Annotated in this window: 14 protein-coding genes and 1 pseudogene; 7 read left to right on the forward strand and 8 right to left on the reverse strand. The window is 71.7% G+C overall.

The window, feature by feature from the left end; translation table 11 throughout:
* Positions 1–2: 2 nt before the first annotated feature.
* The 4 genes and pseudogenes from zwf to AB0937_RS04665 all read left to right on the forward strand — a co-directional run.
* A complete protein-coding gene (gene zwf / locus AB0937_RS04650) occupies positions 3–1,526 on the forward strand; it encodes a glucose-6-phosphate dehydrogenase (protein ID WP_366709465.1) in 1,524 nt (507 codons plus the stop codon).
* Positions 1,523–2,614, forward strand: coding sequence for a glucose-6-phosphate dehydrogenase assembly protein OpcA (gene opcA, locus AB0937_RS04655; RefSeq protein WP_366709466.1), 1,092 nt, complete (start codon positions 1,523–1,525; stop codon positions 2,612–2,614). The genes zwf and opcA overlap by 4 nt, the downstream gene beginning before the upstream one ends.
* Positions 2,611–3,396: a 6-phosphogluconolactonase gene (pgl, locus tag AB0937_RS04660; RefSeq protein ID WP_366709467.1), complete on the forward strand. Its 786-nt coding sequence runs from the start codon at positions 2,611–2,613 to the stop codon at positions 3,394–3,396. The genes opcA and pgl overlap by 4 nt, the downstream gene beginning before the upstream one ends.
* 158 nt (positions 3,397–3,554) lie before the next feature.
* Positions 3,555–3,962: pseudogene (locus AB0937_RS04665) on the forward strand (ergot alkaloid biosynthesis protein); the annotation flags it as partial.
* 16 nt (positions 3,963–3,978) lie between these two features.
* On the opposite strand, the gene AB0937_RS04670 reads toward AB0937_RS04665, so the two are convergent.
* The 5 genes from AB0937_RS04670 to AB0937_RS04690 form a co-directional block, all read right to left on the reverse strand.
* On the reverse strand, positions 3,979–4,818 hold the full coding sequence (locus AB0937_RS04670) for a carbohydrate ABC transporter permease (RefSeq protein ID WP_366709468.1): 840 nt from the start codon (positions 4,816–4,818) through the stop codon (positions 3,979–3,981).
* On the reverse strand, positions 4,815–6,176 hold the full coding sequence (locus tag AB0937_RS04675; RefSeq protein ID WP_366709469.1) for an ABC transporter permease subunit: 1,362 nt from the start codon (positions 6,174–6,176) through the stop codon (positions 4,815–4,817). The genes AB0937_RS04670 and AB0937_RS04675 overlap by 4 nt, the downstream gene beginning before the upstream one ends.
* A 6-nt stretch (positions 6,177–6,182) precedes the next feature.
* Positions 6,183–7,508: an ABC transporter substrate-binding protein gene (locus AB0937_RS04680; protein ID WP_366709470.1), complete on the reverse strand. Its 1,326-nt coding sequence runs from the start codon at positions 7,506–7,508 to the stop codon at positions 6,183–6,185.
* A 52-nt stretch (positions 7,509–7,560) separates the two neighbouring features.
* Positions 7,561–9,219 carry a glycoside hydrolase family 13 protein gene (locus tag AB0937_RS04685; protein ID WP_366709471.1) on the reverse strand — a complete coding sequence of 553 codons (1,659 nt, stop codon included), beginning with the start codon at positions 9,217–9,219 and terminating at the stop codon, positions 7,561–7,563.
* 174 nt (positions 9,220–9,393) lie between these two features.
* Positions 9,394–10,665, reverse strand: coding sequence for an ABC transporter substrate-binding protein (locus AB0937_RS04690; RefSeq protein WP_366709472.1), 1,272 nt, complete (start codon positions 10,663–10,665; stop codon positions 9,394–9,396).
* A gap of 121 nt (positions 10,666–10,786) precedes the next feature.
* On the opposite strand from AB0937_RS04690, the gene AB0937_RS04695 reads away from it, so the two are divergent.
* From AB0937_RS04695 to AB0937_RS04705, 3 genes are read left to right on the forward strand one after another with little or no spacing between them, the layout of a single operon-like run.
* A complete protein-coding gene (locus tag AB0937_RS04695) occupies positions 10,787–11,302 on the forward strand; it encodes a PadR family transcriptional regulator (protein WP_107458638.1) in 516 nt (171 codons plus the stop codon).
* Complete coding sequence (locus AB0937_RS04700; protein WP_366709473.1) at positions 11,299–12,057, forward strand: ABC transporter ATP-binding protein; 759 nt, start codon at positions 11,299–11,301, stop codon at positions 12,055–12,057. Before AB0937_RS04695 ends, AB0937_RS04700 begins: the two co-directional genes overlap by 4 nt.
* Before the next feature lie 39 nt (positions 12,058–12,096).
* A complete protein-coding gene (locus AB0937_RS04705) occupies positions 12,097–14,379 on the forward strand; it encodes an FtsX-like permease family protein (RefSeq protein WP_366709474.1) in 2,283 nt (760 codons plus the stop codon).
* An 18-nt stretch (positions 14,380–14,397) separates the two neighbouring features.
* On the opposite strand, the gene AB0937_RS04710 is transcribed toward AB0937_RS04705, so the two are convergent.
* The 3 genes from AB0937_RS04710 to AB0937_RS04720 form a co-directional block, all read right to left on the reverse strand.
* On the reverse strand, positions 14,398–15,291 hold the full coding sequence (locus AB0937_RS04710) for a proline-rich domain-containing protein (protein WP_366709475.1): 894 nt from the start codon (positions 15,289–15,291) through the stop codon (positions 14,398–14,400).
* 93 nt (positions 15,292–15,384) lie between these two features.
* Positions 15,385–17,037 (reverse strand): glucose-6-phosphate isomerase, encoded by a 1,653-nt coding sequence (gene pgi, locus AB0937_RS04715; protein WP_366709476.1) that lies wholly within the window; start codon positions 17,035–17,037, stop codon positions 15,385–15,387.
* Between the two features lie 65 nt (positions 17,038–17,102).
* Positions 17,103–18,371: an MFS transporter gene (locus AB0937_RS04720; RefSeq protein WP_366709477.1), complete on the reverse strand. Its 1,269-nt coding sequence runs from the start codon at positions 18,369–18,371 to the stop codon at positions 17,103–17,105.
* Positions 18,372–18,568: the final 197 nt, after the last annotated feature.

An 18,568-nucleotide genomic window follows, 5' to 3' on the forward strand; every position in this document is an offset into this window, starting at 1 on the left:
AGGTGTCGAGCAGCAACCCGCTGCGTGACCCCGCCGACCGACGGCTCCCGCGTATCGCGGGGCCGTCGGGCCTGGTCATCTTCGGCGTCACGGGCGACCTGTCCCGCAAGAAGCTGATGCCCGCCGTGTACGACCTCGCCAATCGGGGTCTGCTGCCGCCGGGCTTCTCCCTGGTGGGCTTCGCCCGTCGGGAGTGGGCGCACGAGGACTTCGCGCAGGAGGTCCACGACGCGGTCAAGGAGCACGCCCGCACGCCCTTCCGCGAGGAGGTCTGGCAGCAGCTCATCCAGGGCATGCGCTTCGTGCAGGGCACGTTCGACGACGACGACGCGTTCGAGCGGCTGCGCTCCACGATCGACGAGCTGGACAAGGCGCAGGGCACGGGCGGCAACTTCGCCTTCTACCTGTCGGTCCCGCCGTCGGCCTTCCCCGTGGTCATCCAGCAGCTCAAGAAGCACCAACTGGCCGACCAGACGAGCGGATCCTGGCGGCGCGCGGTCATCGAGAAGCCGTTCGGACACAACCTGGAGTCGGCCGAGGAGCTCAACAAGGTCGTCCACGAGGTCTTCGCCCCGGACCAGGTCTTCCGCATCGACCACTACCTGGGCAAGGAGACCGTCCAGAACATCCTGGCGCTGCGCTTCGCCAACACGATGTTCGAGCCGATCTGGAACCGGTCCTTCGTGGACCACGTGCAGATCACCATGGCCGAGGACATCGGCATCGGCGGCCGGGCCGGCTACTACGACGGCATCGGCGCCGCCCGTGACGTCATCCAGAACCACCTGTTGCAGCTGATGGCGCTGACCGCGATGGAGGAGCCCGCCTCCTTCGACGCGGACGCGCTGGCCGCCGAGAAGACCAAGGTCCTCGGCGCCGTGCGACTGCCGAAGGACATGGGCCGCGACACCGTACGCGCCCAGTACGCGGCCGGCTGGCAGGGCGGCGCGAAGGTGATCGGCTATCTCGACGAGGACGGTATCAACGCCTCCTCGAAGACCGACACCTACGCCGCGATCAGGCTGGAGATCGACAACCGCCGCTGGGCGGGCGTCCCCTTCTACCTGCGCACCGGCAAGCGGCTGGGCCGCCGGGTGACGGAGATCGCGGTCGTCTTCCAGCGGGCCCCGCACTCCCCCTTCGACTCGACCGCCACCGAGGAGCTCGGCTCCAACGCGATCGTCATCCGCGTCCAGCCGGACGAGGGCGTCACGGTCCGCTTCGGCTCGAAGGTGCCGGGCACGTCGATGGAGATCCGGGACGTGTCGATGGACTTCGCCTACGGCGAGTCCTTCACCGAGTCCAGCCCGGAGGCGTACGAGCGTCTGATCCTGGACGTTCTGCTCGGTGACTCGAACCTCTTCCCGCGCACCGAGGAGGTCGAGCTGTCCTGGAAGATCCTCGACCCGATCGAGGAGTACTGGGACAAGAACGGCAAGCCCGCCCAGTACCCGGCCGGTACCTGGGGGCCCGTCGAGGCGGACGAAATGCTCGAGCGACACGGACGGAGCTGGCGCCGGCCATGAAGACAGACCTCACGGACACCACGGCCAGCAAGGTCAACAAGGCGCTGGTGCAGGGCCGCCGGGCGATCGGCACCCCGGCCGTCGGCATGGTGCTCACGCTGGTCATCGTGACGGACGAGGAGAACGCCTACGACGCGCTGAAGGCCGCGAGCGACGCCGCGCACGAGCATCCCTCGCGCACGCTCGTCGTCATCAAGCGCGTCTCCCGCTCACCGCGTGACCGTACGCAGTCCCGTCTGGACGCGGAGGTCCGGGTCGGCGCGGACGCGGGCACCGGCGAGACGGTCGTGCTCCGGCTGTACGGCGAGGTCGCGGACCACGCCCAGTCGGTGGTGCTGCCGCTGCTGCTGCCGGACGCCCCGGTGGTGGTGTGGTGGCCGGTGAACGCGCCGCTCGACCCTGCGAAGGACCCCCTGGGTGCCCTCGCGCAGCGCCGCGTCACCGACACGTACGCCTCCGAGCAGCCGGTACGGGACCTGGCCACCCGGTCGGGGACCTACACCCCCGGCGACACGGACCTGTCGTGGACCCGCATCACGCCCTGGCGTTCCATGCTGGCGGCGGCCCTCGACCAGGTGGCCTGCGAGGTGCGGGCCGTCGAGGTGGAGGGCGAGGAGTTCAATCCGAGCTGTGAGCTGCTGGCGATGTGGCTCGCGGACCGGCTGGACGTCCCCGTGAAGCGGTCGCTGTCCAGCGGCCCGGGTCTGACGGCGGTCCGGATGGACACCAACTGCGGCCCGATCAAGCTGGACCGGGCCGACGGCTCGCTGGCGACGCTGTCCATCGAGGGGCAGCCGGACCGGGCCGTGGCGCTCAAGCGCAGGGAGACCGCCGAACTGATGGCGGAGGAGCTGCGGCGTCTCGACCCGGACGACACGTACGCGTCGGCGCTTCGGTACGGGGTGGACCGGCTGAAGTCCCCGTCGTCGGTGCCGTCGGTGCCCAAAAGTGAGGGGCGAGCAGGACTCGCCCTCCCCGCTCCCGTTGAAAGGGCTGCGAAAGCACCCGCTGCGGAAGCGACGGCGCAGGCACCGGTGAGGCGGGAACCGCCGGAGCTGGAACCCGTACGGAAGGCGACGACGAAGTGAGTACGGCACCGCAGCTGGTCGTCCACCGCGACAAGGAGCTGATGGCGCAGGCCGCGGCGGCCCGGCTGATCACCAGGATCGTGGACGCGCAGGCCTCGCGGGGCTCGGCGTCGGTGGTCCTGACGGGCGGCCGCAACGGCAACGGCCTGCTGGCGGCGCTGGCCGCGGCACCCGCCCGGGACGCGATCGACTGGGGCCGGCTCGACCTCTGGTGGGGTGACGAGCGGTTCCTGCCCGAGGGCGACCCCGAGCGCAACGTCACCCAGGCGAGGGAGGCCCTTCTCGACTCGGTGCCGCTCGATCCGAAGCGGGTGCACGCGATGCCCGCGTCGGACGGGCCGCACGGCACCGACGTGGACGCGGCGGCGGCCGCGTACGCGGAGGAACTGGCGAAGGCGGCGGGGCCGGAGAACCACGGCCCCGTGCCCGCGTTCGACGTGCTGATGCTGGGCGTCGGGCCGGACACGCATGTGGCGTCGCTGTTCCCGGAGTTGCCGGCGGTGCGGGAGACGGAGCGCACGGTCGTGGGCGTCCACGGCGCTCCGAAGCCGCCGCCCACCCGGGTGACGCTGACGCTGCCGGCGATCCGTGCGGCTCGTGAGGTGTGGCTGCTGGCGGCGGGCGAGGACAAGGCCCGGGCGGCGGCGATCGCCCTCTCGGGCGCGGGCGAGGTCCAGGCACCGGCGGCCGGGGCGTACGGCCGCAGCCGGACGCTGTGGCTGCTGGACGGGGCGGCGGCTTCGCAACTGCCGCGTTCCCTGTACCCGCCTGCGTCGGCCTGACCGGCGCGAACGCCGATCGGTTCGTACACCGGAGCGGCCGGAACCCCTGAGCGCGGGGGTCCGGCCGCTCCGGTTTTCCGTGCTCAGTCTCCGCCCGGCACCCGGGCGGTGAAGGCGGCCAGGTCGGCTCGCAGCCGCTCGCGCGTCATTCGCTGCCGGCCGGTCACCAGGCCGTGCCGCTCGGTTCCTCGGCGATCCCCTCCGGCGGCCCGGCCGTCGGACAGGTGCAGCAGGCCCTGTCCCGGCTGTTCGAGACGTGGGCGGCCCTGCGCCCGTCTTGGTTCATGCGGAACTTGAGTCACGCCGATGCGGCCTCCGTCCTCAGCGAGGTCACGGGGCGCCCGGTGACCCACCGGCGGCTCACCTGTGAGCAACTGCGCGACCGGCTGGCGCAGGCCCTCCCCCCTCCGGAGTTCGCCGCTGTGCTCGCGACCCTGGACGGCGCCATCGCCGAAGGAGCCGAGGGCCGGGTCACCGACGCGGTCGAACGCCTCACCGGCCGCCCGCCGCGCAGTCTGCGCGCTCACGTGGAACGCGCGTGGACATCGGCGGTGGACGGCCGGTGAAGCCCCGGGGGGCGGTCTACTTGACCGAGCCGGCCATCACGCCCTGTACGAAGTGCCTCTGGAACGCGAAGAACACGACGACAGGGACGACCAGGGACACGAACGCCCCGGGCGCCAGGACGTCGATGTTGCTGCCGAACTGGCGTATCTGCGACTGGAGTTCAACCGTCAGCGGCTGCGACGTACTGTCCGCGAACAGCAAGGCCACCAGCATGTCGTTCCACACCCACAGGAACTGGAAGATGGCCAGGGAGGCGATCGCCGGCCGCCCCACGGGCAGTACCAGCCGCGTGAAGATACGCCATTCGCTGCCCCCGTCCATGCGAGCCGCCTCCAGCATCTCCTTCGGCATCTCGGCGAAGTAGTTGCGGAGCAGGAACACCGCGAACGGCAGCCCGTAGGCCACGTGGAAGAGGACGACGCCGGGAATCGTGCCGAACAGGCCCAGCTGCCCGAAGAGTTTGGCGACCGGCAGCAGACCGATCTGCACGGGCACCACCAGCAGCGCGACGACGACCAGGAAGATCGTCTCCCGCCCGGGGAAGTCCAGCCACGCGAAGGCGTACCCGGCGAGGGCCGCGATCACCACGACCAGCACCGTCGTCGGCACCGATATCAGCACCGTGTTCCAGAACGCCTGCGTGATCCCGGCGTTCCCCAGCAGCTCCGAGTAGTTGTCGAAGGACAGTTGCCCGGGGCTGGAGAACACCGTCCACCAGCCGCCCTTGGCCGTGTCCTCGGCGGACCGCAGCGAGGACAGGAACAGCCCCGCCAGCGGCGTCATCCACACCAGGCCGATCAGGACGAGGAAGGCCTGGACGGCCCCGTTGCCCAGCCCGCGCCGGACCGCGTTCATCGCTGACTCCTTCGGAAACGGCGGACGTTGAACACCATGGCCGGGACGACCAGCAGCAGGAGCAGCACGCCGAGCGCGCTGCCGAGGCCCTGGTTGTTGCCGCCGCCGAACGACACCAGCCACATCTGCGTCGCGAGCACGGTCGCGTCCTCCTGTACGGGGCCGGGCGCGATGATGTAGACGAGGTCGAAGACCTTCATCACGTTGATGACGAGGGTGATGAACACGACCGAGAGCACCGGTGCCAGCAGCGGCACCGTGATGCGCCGGAAGATCTGCCACTCGTTCGCGCCGTCCATCCGCGCCGCCTCCAGGGCGTCCCGGGGCAGCGTCGACAGACCGGCCCCGATCAGCACCATGGCGAAACCGGTCCAGATCCACAGATAGGCGCCGATGATCGCCGGTGTGACCAGCGCCGGCCCGAGCCAGGAGACGCCGTCGTAGGCCTGGGCGAAGTTGGACGACGGCAGTCGCACCTCGTAGGAGCCGGGTTCGAGTTTCCCGAAGCGGAAGGAGCCGTCGGCGGCCGTGGTCGTCGAGGCGACCTGCTCGCCGTCGCGGACCGCCTCGACCGTCATCTCCGGCAGTCCGCTCTCCCGCCGGTCGACCTTGCCCTGTTCCCCTCCCCCGCCGGGGGTGAAGTCCAGGTAGACCACGCCGCGCAGTTCGTCGGCGGCGGCCTTCCGTCCGGCCGCCGCGTACGCCGGCTCGGCCCCGCCCGGCAGGTCTTCGGGCTGCACGCCGACCAGGCCCAGCGCCACCGCGTCCCCGGGCGACACGCTCGTGCTGGTGCGGTACGAGCCGTCCTTCTCCTTCGTCAGGCCCTGGGCGTCGCGCGCCCGGGCCGTCGGATAGGAGGACTCCCCCTTGAAGGCGTCGTGGACGGAGACCACGGCGGCGTTGAGCACGCCCTTGTCGGGGTCCTCGTCGTAGGCGAGCCGGAAGATGATGCCCGCGGCGAGGAAGGAGACCGCCATCGGCATGAAGAGGAGCAGCTTGAAGGCGGTCGCCCAGCGGACCTTCTCCACCAGCACGGCGAGGATCAGCCCGAGGCCGGTGAGCAGGGCGGGAGCGACGACGACCCAGATGGCCGTGTTACGGACGGCCTTGAGGGTCGCCGGGTCGCGGAACATCTCGGCGTAGTTGCCGCCGCCGACGAAGGTCGTCCCGGAGGCGTCGAAGAAGCTGCGGCCGATGCTGAACAGCACGGGGTAGACGACGAGCGCCCCGAGCAGCAGCAGCGCGGGCAGCACGAACAGCAGGGCGATGATCTTCCCGCGCCGGCGCAGCCGCCGGGTGCGGTCGGCGACCGGGCCGGGTGGCGGGGGACTCGTCTCTTGCACGAGGGTCGCTGTCATGGCGTATCAGTCCTGGTACGCCTTGGCCGCCGCGGCCTCCAGCTTCGCCGCGGTGCCCTTCGGGTCGGAGGGGTCGCGCAGGAAGTCCTGGAGCAGCTTCCACTCGCCGGTGCCCTTGGTGCCGCCGAACGCGGCCGGGGCCTGGTCGGACATGTCGAAGCGGACCGAGTCCCCGGCCTGGACGAGGGACTTGGCGGTGGCGCGGGTGACGTCGTCGCCGTAGGAGGCGAGGTCGAGCTTCTTGTTCGGGGAGAGGAAGCCGCCGGCCTCGGCCCACACCGCGGAGGCCTCGGGGGTGGCGAGGTACTCCAGGAGTGCCTGGGCGGCCTTCTGGTTCTTGCCGTCGTTGAGGACGACGGCCGCGTCGCCGCCGCTGACGACGGGCGCCTCGCCGCCGCCGACCGCGGGGAACGGGAAGAAGTTCGCGTCCTCGCCGACCTTCTTGCCGAACTGGTCCTTGGCGACACCGGCGACGAAGTCGCCCTCGTAGACCATGCCGGCCTCGGGCTCGGGGCCGAACACCTTCTCGACCGAGCCGGGGAAGTCGGTGTTCAGGGCGCCCTTCTGGCCGCCGGCGATGAGCTGCTTGTCCTTGAAGAGCTTGCCGAGGGTGGTGAGGGCGTCGACGACGGAGACGTCGGTCCACTTCAGCTTGTGCGCGGCGAGGGCGTCGTACTTCTCGGGTCCGGCCTGGGAGAGGTAGACGTTCTCGAACCAGTCGGTGAGGGTCCAGCCGTCCTGCCCGGCGACGGAGAACGCGGCGAGCCCGGAGTCGGACACGGTCTGCCCGGCCTTGAGCATCTCGTCGTAGCTCTTCGGGGGCTTCACGCCGGCCTGTTCGAGGGCGTCGGGGCTGTACCAGACGGTCGACTTGTGGGCGGCCTTGAAGTAGAGGCCGTAGAGGGTGCCGTCGACGCTGCCGTACTTCTTCCACACGGGGGCGTAGCCCGCGTCGACGGCCTGCTCGGTCTTCTGCGACAGCGGCTTGAGCCAGCCCTTCTGCGCGAACTGCTTGAGCACGCCGACCTGCGGGACCATCACGACGTCGGGGGCGTTGCCGCCCTCGATCTTGCTGCCGACGACGGTGGAGACGTTGTCGCCGGTGGAGACGAACTGCGTCTTGGCGCCGGTCTTCTCGGTGAAGGCGTCGAGCACCTTCTGGAAGTTCTTCTGCTCGGTGCCGGACCAGACGCCGGCGACGGTGATCGACTGGCCGTCGAGCGCCTTGTCACCGCCGCCGGCCGAGACCGGGCCGCCGCCGCAGGCGGTCGCGCCGAGCGCCAGGACGAGAGCGGTGCAGCCGGTGAGCAGGGTGGTACGTCGTCGCATCATCGTTGATGTCCCTTCGGGAGGTTGACTTGCGGAGCGTTCGCTCAGGGGGCGTTCAGGAACGGATCCACCAGGCGGCCGTGGAGCCGGAGAGGACTCCGGGCGGGCAGGAGCCGCTGGCGAGCAGGGGGGTGCCGGAGACCGGCGCGGGGGTGGGGGCCGTGCCGAAGTTGACGGCGCAGACCAGGTCGTCGCCGCGTTCGAAGGCCAGCACGCCGGGCGGGGCGTCCAGCCAGCGCAGCGTGCCCTCACCCAACTGAGGCAGGGCGGCGCGCAGTTGGAGGCCGTCGCGGTACAGGTGCCAGAAGGAGCGGGTGTCGGCCAGGGCGCGGTCGGTGGCGTACTCGGCGAAGTACTCCGGCTGCGGCAGCCACGGCTTGGCGCTCTCCACGCCGGGCGTGAAGCCGAACGGCGAGGCCTGGCCCGACCAGGGCAGGGGCACGCGGCAGCCGTCGCGGATGCGGGCGCGGCTGCCCGTGCGGCGGAAGATCGGGTCGGTCAGCACGTCGTCGGGCAGGTCGACGACCTCCGGCAGGCCGAGCTCCTCGCCCTGGTAGATGTAGGCGGCGCCGGGCAGGGCCAGCATGAGGAGCGCGGCGGCGCGGGCGCGGGCGGCGCCGAGGCCGCTGCCCTCGGTGGCGGGTTCGCCGTAGCGGGTGACGGTGCGGACCTGGTCGTGGTTGTTGAGGACCCAGGTGACGGTCGAGCCGGTGCCGGCGATGTCCTGCATGGCCTCCGCGATGACCTTCTGGAAGGCGTCGGCGTCCCAGGAGGCGCTGAGCAGGTCGAAGAAGAAGGCCTGGTGCAGTTCGTCGGAGCGGACGTACCGGGCGTGTTCGCGGGCGGTCGGGACGGAGACCTCGCCGACGAGGAGGCGTTCGCAGCCGTCGCGCTCGGTGTACTCCTCGCATATGGAGCGCCAGCGGCGCCACACGTCGTGCACCTCGGGCTGGTTCCAGGCGAGCGGGTTGACCGAGTCGCGGGTGCGGGCGTCGGCCTCCGGGTCGTCGGAGTCGGGCAGTTCGGGGTGCTTGTAGAGGCCGGCGGCGACGTCGATGCGGAAGCCGTCGACGCCCCGGTCCAGCCAGAAACGCAGCACCCGGTCGAACTCGGCGGCGACCTCGGGGTCGCGCCAGTTCCAGTCGGGCTGCTCGGGCGTGAACATGTGCAGGTACCACTGGCCGGGCCGTCCGTCCGTCTCGGTCACCCGGCTCCAAGCCGGGCCGCCGAACATGGCGTGCCAGTTGTTGGGCGGCTCGGAGCCGTCCGGGCCACGGCCGTCGGCGAAGTGGAAGCGGGCCCGGGCGGGGCTGCCGGCGGGGGCGGCGAGCGCCTCGCGGAACCAGGGGTGCTCGCTGGAGCAGTGGTTCGGGACGATGTCGAGGAGCACCTTGATACCGAGCCGCCGCGCGGCCCCGACCAGCTGGTCGAACTCGTCGAGGTCGCCGAAGAGCGGGTCGACGTCGCAGTAGTCGGCCACGTCGTAGCCGTGGTCGTGCTGCGGCGAGGGATAGAAGGGGCTCAGCCAGATCCCGTCGACGCCGAGCTTCTTGAGGTACGGCAGTCCGGCCCGGACGCCGGCGAGGTCGCCGATGCCGTCGCCGGTGCTGTCGAGGAAGCTGCGGACGTACACCTGATAGATCACTGCGTCACGCCACCAGTGGTGCCTGTTCAACCCATCGACCTGTCTCTGAGGAGGGCAGCGGTTATGCATGCATGTTAAGTAGCCGTGTCGAGAGGGTGTCAATGAAATGGCAGAACGTATCTAGCGGCTGGAGTGTCTAAATAGGGACATACTGGGGCGATATTCAGCGAGATGAGACGCCCGCGTTACCTAACAAGTACCTAACAAGTAAGCAGGAGAGGGCGCGAAGAGGCGCCAACAGCGCTAGCCGCGCGAGATGACGGCGAGCTCGCGCGCCAGCCGCCGGACCGCCGCCGCGGGCGTCTGGCGCCCCGCCATCGCGTCGTTCACGACGGCCTGCACCACCAGGCTGACCTGGTCGTAGCGCGGGCTCTTGGGGCGCGGCGCGGCCGCGAGGACGCTCGTCCGCAGCGTCGGCAGGTAGGGGAACCGGCGGACGAGCGCGGGATCCCGGTAGAGATCCGCGCGCACGGGCGGCAGCGCGCCGCGCGTGAGGACCTGCCGCTGGACGCGCTCACCGGTGAGGTATGCGATCAGGCGGGCCGCCGAGTCGGGATGCCGCGCGTGCGCGCTGACGGCCAGGTTGGATCCGCCGAGGACACTGGTCCCCGGCCCGCCGGGCCCGGGCAGGGGTACGGCGCCGACCTTCCCGGCCACCTTCGAGCCGGGGGCCGAGGCGCCGACGTAGGCGTACGGCCAGTTCCGCAGGAAGAGCAGCCGGCCGTCCTGGAAGGCCTGTTTGGACTCTTCTTCCTTGTAGGTCAGCGCTTCCCTCGGGATCCAGTGCTCGCGCACCCCGCGCGCCAGGAACCCGATGCCCTCGCGGGCCGCCGCCGAGTCGACGGTGACGCGCTCGCCCTCGTCGCCGAGGATCGAGCCGCCCGCCGAGTAGACGGCCTCCGCCGCGTTCACGGTGAGGCCCTCGTAGGGCAGGAACTGTCCGGCGTAACCGCCGAGGCCGTGCTTCGGGGCGATGGTCTTCGCGTACCGCTCCAGCTCCGCCCAGGTGCGCGGCGGATCGACGCCCTCCTCGGCGAGGACGTCCTTGCGGTACAGGAGCAGACCGGCGTTCGTGACGTACGGGACCGCGTAGAGCTGCCCGTCGTAGGTCGCCGTGTCCACGACCGGCTGGAGGAACGTCTTCAGGGGGAAGCAGTCCCGGGGCAGCGGTCTGATCCAGCCCGCCGCGGCGAACTCCGAGGTCCAGTTGACGTCGATGTTGAGCACGTCGAACCGGCTGCGGTCACCGTCGCGCAGGTCGGTGATCATCTGGGCCTGGGTCTCGTCGGCCGAGTCCGGCAGCTCGACCAGGGTCACCTTCTCGCCGGGATGGGTACGATTCCAGCCCTCCAGCAGGGGGCCGAGATATCCGGTGAGGTCGCCGGCGGTGGCCAGGGTGAGGGGGCCGCGGCCGCCCTCCGGGGGCTCACCCGCCTGCGCTCCGGCGGCAACGTAGCCTGTCAGGACCACGACGAGAACGAGAAGGCCCCTACCCGCGGCATGGATCCACCGCATAGGTTCCTCCCTGTACACCGGCGCCGGGCACCCTTGCCCGGAATCAGGGCCATGTATACCTGTTAGGTATGGGCGATACTAGGGCCTGGAGCACATTGGACCGGACAGGAGGACTGCACGCGTGCGCCTGCCCCTCCTGGCCCTCCTCGCCCGCGGACCCGCCCACGGCTACGAGCTCAAGCAGGACCTTGAGCAACTGCTGGGCTCCGCGTACCCTCAGCCGAACGTCGGCCAGATCTATGTGACCCTCGGCCGCCTCGAGAAGTCGGGACTGATCGAGGGCGAGGACGTGGCGCAGTCCAGCCGGCCCAACAAAAAGGTCTACCACCTCACCGACGCCGGGCGGGAGGCGCTGCGCGCCTGGTTCGAGGAGCCCGAGGACGAGCCGCGGGTGCGGGACGAGTTCTTCATGAAACTGGCCCTCGCTCCGCAGACCGGTCTCGCCGAGCAGATCACCCTGATCAACCAGCAGCGGCGCCAGTACCTGAACACCATGCGGCAGCTGTCGAAGCTGGCCGCCGCCGAAGACCGCGACAACCGCATTGCCCATCTGCTGATCGAGGGCGCGATGCTGCACCTGCAGGCCGACCTCGACTGGCTGGAACGGTGCCAGGAAGAGCTGGAGGAGCTGGAGTGAGCGACGACCGTCCCGCTCCTGTGCTGCGCGCCGAGGGACTGGCGAAGACCCACCACGGCGAGGGCGCCCCGGCCCACGCCGTGCGCGGGGTCGACCTGTGCGTACGGCAGGGCGAGTTCGTGGCGATCACCGGCCCGTCCGGCGCGGGCAAGTCGACGCTGCTGCATCTGCTCGGCGGACTCCAGCGTCCGGACGCGGGCCACATCTGGCTCGACGGCGAGTCCACCGACACCTACAGCGAGGCGCGCTGGGCGGTGGAGCGCAGGAAGCGTATCGGGATCGTCTTCCAGTTCTTCAACCTCGTCTCGAACCTGTCCGTCGCCGACAACGTCGAGCTGCCCGCCCTGCTCGCCGGGACCACGCCGAAGCAGGCGCGCACCGAGCGTGAGGCGCTGCTGGCCGAGCTCGGCCTGACGGGCAAGGAGCGCAGCATGCCGGGCGAGCTGTCCGGCGGTGAGCAGCAGCGCGTCGCCCTGGCCCGGGCGCTGGTCAATCACCCGCCGCTGCTGCTGGCCGACGAGCCCGCCGGCAGCCTCGACAGCAAGGGCACCCGCGAGGTGATGCGGCTGCTGTCCCGTTTCCACCAGCGCGGCCAGACGATCGTGCTGGTCACCCATGACGCCCGGCTGGCGAGCGCCGCGGACCGGGTGATCAGCTTCTTCGACGGCCGGATCGCCGACGACGCGGCTCTCGACGGCGGCACCACCCCGCCGCGCCGCGCCGGCATATCCGGTGTGCTGGAGCTGAAGGACTGACATGCGCGGGTACGACGAACCCCGGAGGGGCTGACCCGTATGCGAGCCACCCTGCGCTGGGCCCACTCCGATCTGCGCACGCACCGCGGCGAGGCGCTGTTCCTCGTCCTCGCCACCGCGGGCATCGTCGCCTCCCTGCTGCTGGCCACCGCCCTGTTCGGCTACGCGACCAACCCCTGGCAGCGCGTCTTCACGCAGTCGCACGGCGCGCATGTGTGGCTGCACACGGACACGGCGGCCGACCCGGGGAAGCTGGCCCGGCTGGACGGCGTGGAGTCCGTCGTCGGTCCCTACCCCAGTGCCGCCACCACCGTCTCCTCGCGCGGCAGCCGCGCCGCCGTCGAACTGCGCGGCATGCCTCGGAAGCCCCCCGCCGGCCGCCCGCCGGTCGTCTCCGGGCACTGGCTCACCCCGTCGACTCCCGACGGGGTGGTGCTGGAGAGCCGCCTCGCCCGTGCCCTGCTGGCCCAGCCGGGCGACACCCTCCATGTGCCCGGCACCGCCCGCGAGCTGACCGTCGTGGGACTCGCCGACAGTGCCGAGCCGCGCTACCGGCCCGGTGAGCAGCCGGGTCTGGTGTGGGCGCTTCCGTCGGCCGTGCCGGACCCGGGCGGCCAGGTGATCGGGCTGCGGCTGACGGACCCGGGCGACACGTCCTACATCGTCCAGCGCGCCGTGACCGTGCTGGGCCCGGGGGCGATCGGCGAGGTCTCCACCTGGCAGCAGGCGCGGGCCGAGGCACAGGGCGACAACCGGCTGCTCGGTCAGGTGCTGGGCCTGTTCGGGCTGGGCGCCCTCGTGGCGGCCGGATTCGCCGTGCACGGGGCGATCGGCACCCGCATCCGCGGGCACCTGCGCGACCTGTCCGTCCTGAAGGCCATCGGCTTCACCCCCGGCCAGGTGGTCCGCATCTTCCTGCTCCAGCACCTCGCCTACGCCCTGCTGGGCGCCCTGGCCGCGGCCGGTCTCGCCGAGGCTCTGGGCAGCCGGATCCCGGGCCGGCTCGGGGACGCCGTCGGCGTGTGGCAGGGGCTGCCCGGCCACACCGCGGCGCTGCTCGTGGTGCCCGTGGGCGCGGTGCTGTTCATCGGCGCGACCACCGGGCTGGCCGCGTGGCGGGCCGGGCGGGTGCCGCCCGTGCCGGTGCCGCGACCGGCCACGACCTCGGGCGGACGGCTGTCCGGCGTGGCCCGCCGGGCCCTCGGCGTGCGGATCCCGCCCGCGCTGGTGCTGGGCTGGCACAAGGCGTTCACGCGCCGCCCCCGGTCCCTGGCCACCGTCGCCCGGCTCACACTGCCGCTGCTGCTGATCGTCGTGGCGATGAGTGCCTGGACCACCCTCGACCGCTTCCACAGCGAGCCCGAGCGGATCGGCCTGCCGGCCGCGCTCAGCGTCCGAGCCGATTCCGGCCTGGGCGAACAGCGGGTCCGCTCCCTCCTGGAGAAGGACCCGCAGGTGGCCGCCGCCTACCCGGGCGTCGAGACGGCCGCCCTGGGCCCGAGCCAGACCGCGACCATCGCCCTGCGCGGGCTCGGCACCCGGGAGGACCCCTACCCGCACACCCTCGCCGAGGGCCGCCCCGCCCGCGGCCTTGACGAGGCGGTGGCCGGACAGGGGCTGCTCGACCTGCTGGACGTGCGGGTCGGCGCCTGGGTGCGGATGACCGTCGGCGACCGTCCGCAGATCCTGCACATCGTGGGCCGCAGCATCGAGCCGGAGAACGCCGGCCGGGTCATCTCCACCTCCCTCGACACCCTCCGCGAGAACGACCCGGGGCTCCGCCCCACCCTCTACGAGCTCCGCCTGGACCCCGGCGCGGACCCACGGGAGGTCGCCGACCGGATCGCCGCCGCGGGGCGCGGCCACCTGGACGTGCACACGGTCGCCAACCCGGCCGACGAGCTCTCCCCCTTGCGCGCGGTGGTCGCCGGGCTGATCGCCGTCCTCGCCCTCATCGGGCTCATCGAACTGCTGACCGCGATCGGCGGCACCGTCCGCGAGAGCGAGCGGGACCTGCTGGCCCTGAAGGCCATCGGGCTGTCCCCCCGGCAGATCACGGCGATCACCGTCACGGCCACCGGCCTCACGGCCCTGGCGGCCGTCCTCGCCGCCCTCGCCCTGGGCCTGCCCCTGGCCAGGTGGCTGATCGATGCCCAGGGCCGCTCCAGCGGCATCGGGGCGGGGATCGCCCAGGGGCCCTCCGCGGCCCTGATGGTGCTGCTGGGCACGGCGGCGGTCCTCTGCGCAGCGGCACTGGCCGCCCTCCCCGCGGCCCGGGCCGCCCGGCGGCGCCTCGCGGACACCCTGAGCGCGGTGGCCTGACGCCGTACCGCCCCCGGGTCAGCCCCCGTACGGCTGCTGCGGGTGGTACGGAGGCCGGGGGTGCGGGGCGTAGGGGTGCTGCCCGCCCGGCGCGCGGGGATGCCCGTACGGGTTCCCCTGCGGCGGCAGGTGGGGCGAGCCCGCCGGAGGGACCGGCCCGGGCACGGGCGGGTGTGCCGCCGGATGGGCGTTCAGCCGGATTCCGTACCGCCGCTTCAGCCGCCGCATCTCCAGCAGCGCGATGGCCGTGACCGTCACGGGCGCGCCCAGGATGAAGACGATCCCCAGGGTGAGGCTGAGCCCGTGCAGATCACCGGTCACGAGGTCCGGGACGGCCACCAGCCAGCTGGTCACCATGGCGAGCAGCGGCGGCAGGCAGCGGTGCACGGCGGCCGTGCCGAAGAAGTTGCCCGAGACCCGCACGGCTCCATGGGCCGTGAAGGCGAGCAGCCACAGCATCGTCATGCCGAACCCGATGATCACGGCGACGTTCGCGGACGCGTTCACCGTCCGCACCAGCAGCAGCACGGCGGCCACACAGCCGACGAACAGCACGAGCAGCGCGAGGGACCTGAGCAGCGGCGTCCGCAACTGCCGCACCGTGCCGCCGCGCCGCCAGACCCACAGCATCACCCCGACCGTCAGCGGGGTGAGGAAGAGCAGGACGACGGCGGCCGTCATCGCGTTCTCCAGCAGCTCCGTGAGGTCGAAGCCGCCTTCGACGAAGGTGTAGACACCGAGCGAGGCGACCGCCCCGGCGATGACACGCAACCGCTTCAGGCGCTCCACGGACGGGTCGAGCGGCTGCGGGATCCAGGCGGGATGGAACACCGCCCGGGCCACGTCCTGGGGTTTCAGGACGGACCCCGCCGTCAGCGTGCCGCCGGTCCAGCTTCCGCGTGTGCGTGCCACTTCGCGCTCCCCCGAGCACTCGCCATGCTGATCGCCCGGGAGTCTACGGGAAGCGGACGGCGCGCTGCCGCCCGCCTTCCCGTCCGGCGCTCGTCACCGCCGGCCGCGCAGCTCCCGGTACGTGGCGACCAGGGCCCGGGTCGAGGCGTCCAGGCCCCCGACCTCGGCGTCCCCGGTCAGTGCGGGCTCGACGCGCTTGGCGAGGACCTTGCCCAGCTCCACGCCCCACTGGTCGAAGGAGTCGATGTTCCACACCGCGCCCTGCACGAACACCTTGTGCTCGTAGAGGGCGACCAGCTGGCCGAGGACGGACGGCGTCAGCTCGGGCGCGAGGATCGTGGTCGTCGGGTGGTCGCCCTTGAACGTCTTGTGCGGCACCAGCTCCTCCGGCACGCCCTCGGCGCGCACCTCCTCGGGCGTCTTGCCGAAGGCGAGCGCCTGCGTCTGGGCGAAGAAGTTGGCCATCAACAGGTCGTGCTGTGCCTTCAGCTGCTCGCTCAGCTCGGCGACGGGCCTCGCGAAGCCGATGAAGTCCGCCGGGATCAGCTTGGTGCCCTGGTGGATCAACTGGTAGTAGGCGTGCTGCCCGTTGGTGCCCGGCGTGCCCCACACCACCGGGCCGGTCTGCCACTCGACCTCGCGCCCGTCCCGGCCGACGTACTTGCCGTTGGACTCCATGTCGAGCTGCTGGAGGTAGGCGGTGAACTTCGACAGGTAGTGGCTGTAGGGCAGGACCACGTGCGACTGGGCGTCGTGGAAGTTGCCGTACCAGACGCCCAGCAGGCCCAGCAGCAGCGGCACGTTGGACTCGGCCGGCGCTGTCCGGAAGTGCTCGTCGACGATGCGGAAGCCGTCGAGCATCTCGCGGAACCGGTCCGGGCCGATGGCGATCATCAGGGCCAGGCCGATCGCCGAGTCGTAGGAGTAGCGGCCGCCGACCCAGTCCCAGAACTCGAACATGTTGGCCGTGTCGATGCCGAACTCGGCGACCTTCTCCGCGTTCGTCGACAGGGCGACGAAGTGCTTGGCGACGGCGGCCTCGTCACCGAGCGCGTCCAGCAGCCAGGTGCGCGCGGAGGTCGCGTTGGTGACCGTCTCGATCGTGGTGAAGGTCTTGGAGGCGATGACGAACAGCGTCTGCGCCGGATCCAGGTCGCGGACCGCCTCGTGCAGGTCGGCACCGTCCACGTTCGACACGAAACGCACCGTCAGCGAGCGGTCCGTGAAGGCCCGCAGCACCTCGTAGGCCATGGCGGGACCCAGGTCGGAGCCGCCGATGCCGACGTTGACGATGTTCCGGATCCGCTCGCCGGTGTGGCCGGTCCACTCGCCCGACCGCACCCGGTTCGCGAAGTCCGCCATCTTGTCGAGCACGGCGTGCACATCCGGCACCACGTTCTCGCCGTCGACCTCGATCACCGCGTCCCGAGGGGCACGCAGCGCGGTGTGCAGCACGGCCCGGTTCTCGGTGGTGTTGATCTTCTCGCCGCGGAACATGGCGTCCCGCAGCCCGAAGACGTCGGTGGCGGCGGCCAGTTCGCGCAGCAGCCGCAGGGTGTCGTCGGTGACGAGGTGCTTGGAGTAGTCGACGTACAGGTCGCCGACCCGGAGGGTGTATGCGGTGCCGCGGCCGGAGTCGGCGGCGAACAGGTCGCGCAACCCCACGTCGCCGAGCTCCTCGCGGTGCTTGGCCAGTGCCGTCCACTCAGGCGTCTGATTGAGTCTGGTACGGCTGTCTGCGTTCATCTCGGACTTCAGCCTTCTTTCCTGTCCTGCGTACCTTGCCCCGCTGCCGGTCCCAACCTAGTTGATCAGCGCGTGACGTCGGCTGTCGTGGCGCCGTCCTCCGGCTCCACCACAGATACGTCCACCGCGCGCACGGGTATCAGCGCGATGACGGCGAGGACGAAGAAAGCGGCCGTGAGCAGCGGCGGGGTGTTCGGCCCCCGGGCGGCGGCGACGGCTCCGCCCAGCAGGGCACCGAGGGGTACTCCGGCGAAGGCCAGGGTCCGGAAGGCCGAACTGACCCGGCCCAGCAGTCCGGCGGGGCTGCGCTCCTGCATGAGCGTCGTCGTGTTGACGTTCCACACCATGCCGAGGAGACCGAAGACGGCGAGCGCGCCCACGAGCACGGCGAGGCTGCGCACGGTGCCCATCACGACGAGGAGCGCGGTCTGCACCGATCCGGCGAGGAGCACCGACCGCAGACGGCCGAGCCGCGCCACCAGCCGGCCGTTCACCACTCCCCCGGCCAGGCTGCCCAGAGTGAAGGCGGTGCCCGCCGCCGCGTATCCCGCGGGGCCCGCCCGCAGCCAGTCGGTGACGAGGACGACCAGCAGGGCGAGCAGGGTGCCCATGCCGATGTTGCACAAGGCCGTGGACGTGCACAGGGCGCGCAGGGCACGGTCGCGCCACAGGGTGCGCAGGCCCTGCGCGATCTCCCGGCGCAGGGTGCTGCCCGCGGGCCGCGGCTCGCGGTCGGGTTCGGCGGCAGGCAGGGAGGCGATCAGCGCGGCGGCCACGAGGAAGGTCACGGCGTCGGCCGCGAACGGCACGGCGGCCCCCGCCGCCAGCAGCAACGGCACGACCGGGCCGCCGAGCAGGCCTCCGGCGATGCGCTGACCGGTCATCAACCGGGCGTTGGCGCTGCCGAGCGCCTCCCGGTCGACCAGGACGGGCAGCAACGCGGTGGCAGCGTTGTCGAAGAGGGTCTGGAGGGTGGTGAGCGCGACGGCCAGGGCGATGAGCAGGCCGATCGAGGCGTGTCCGAGCGCGACGGCCACCGCGAAGGCGGCCACCAGCAGCCCGCGTGACGCGTCCACCGTCCACATGGCCCGCCGCTGGTCCACCCGGTCGGCGACGGCCCCGCCGAGCAGGCCGAAGACGATCCAGGGCAGGTAGCCGCAGGCCGTGACGGAGGCGATGAGCAGCGGATCGTGGGTCAGGGTGACGGCCAGCAGGGGCAGCGCGGACGTGCGCAGCGCGTCGCCGAAGCTGGACAGGACGGCGGCACTCCACAGCCGTCCGAAGCCACCGCGCCACGCGGGCACGCACACGCCCCCCGCCTCGACCGTCGCCACCGCTCCCCCTCATGGTTCGTCCGATGCACAAACCGTAGAGGGCACCACTGACAATCGGCCGGCGGTGACGGCCGACGGGCATGGATGGCGGGGCAGGTGCCGGTGCCGGTGCCGGTGCCGAGAAGACGAGACCGAACGGGCATCCGCTGGTGCCCGGGAGGCAGTTCCGGCCGGGCACCCGCTGGTGCCCGGCCGGT

The sequence above is a fragment of the Streptomyces sp. NPDC047880 genome (assembly GCF_040706515.1).
Lineage (GTDB): Bacteria > Actinomycetota > Actinomycetes > Streptomycetales > Streptomycetaceae > Streptomyces.

Coding starts and splice junctions, on each gene's coding strand:
- opcA (WP_366709466.1), top strand. CDS start 1,523: ATGAAGACAGACCTCACGGACACCACGGCCAGCAAGGTCAACAAGGCG.
- AB0937_RS04670 (WP_366709468.1), bottom strand. CDS start 4,818: ATGAACGCGGTCCGGCGCGGGCTGGGCAACGGGGCCGTCCAGGCCTTC.
- AB0937_RS04675 (WP_366709469.1), bottom strand. CDS start 6,176: ATGACAGCGACCCTCGTGCAAGAGACGAGTCCCCCGCCACCCGGCCCG.
- AB0937_RS04680 (WP_366709470.1), bottom strand. CDS start 7,508: ATGATGCGACGACGTACCACCCTGCTCACCGGCTGCACCGCTCTCGTC.
- AB0937_RS04685 (WP_366709471.1), bottom strand. CDS start 9,219: ATGCATAACCGCTGCCCTCCTCAGAGACAGGTCGATGGGTTGAACAGG.
- AB0937_RS04690 (WP_366709472.1), bottom strand. CDS start 10,665: ATGCGGTGGATCCATGCCGCGGGTAGGGGCCTTCTCGTTCTCGTCGTG.
- AB0937_RS04705 (WP_366709474.1), top strand. CDS start 12,097: ATGCGAGCCACCCTGCGCTGGGCCCACTCCGATCTGCGCACGCACCGC.
- pgi (WP_366709476.1), bottom strand. CDS start 17,037: ATGAACGCAGACAGCCGTACCAGACTCAATCAGACGCCTGAGTGGACG.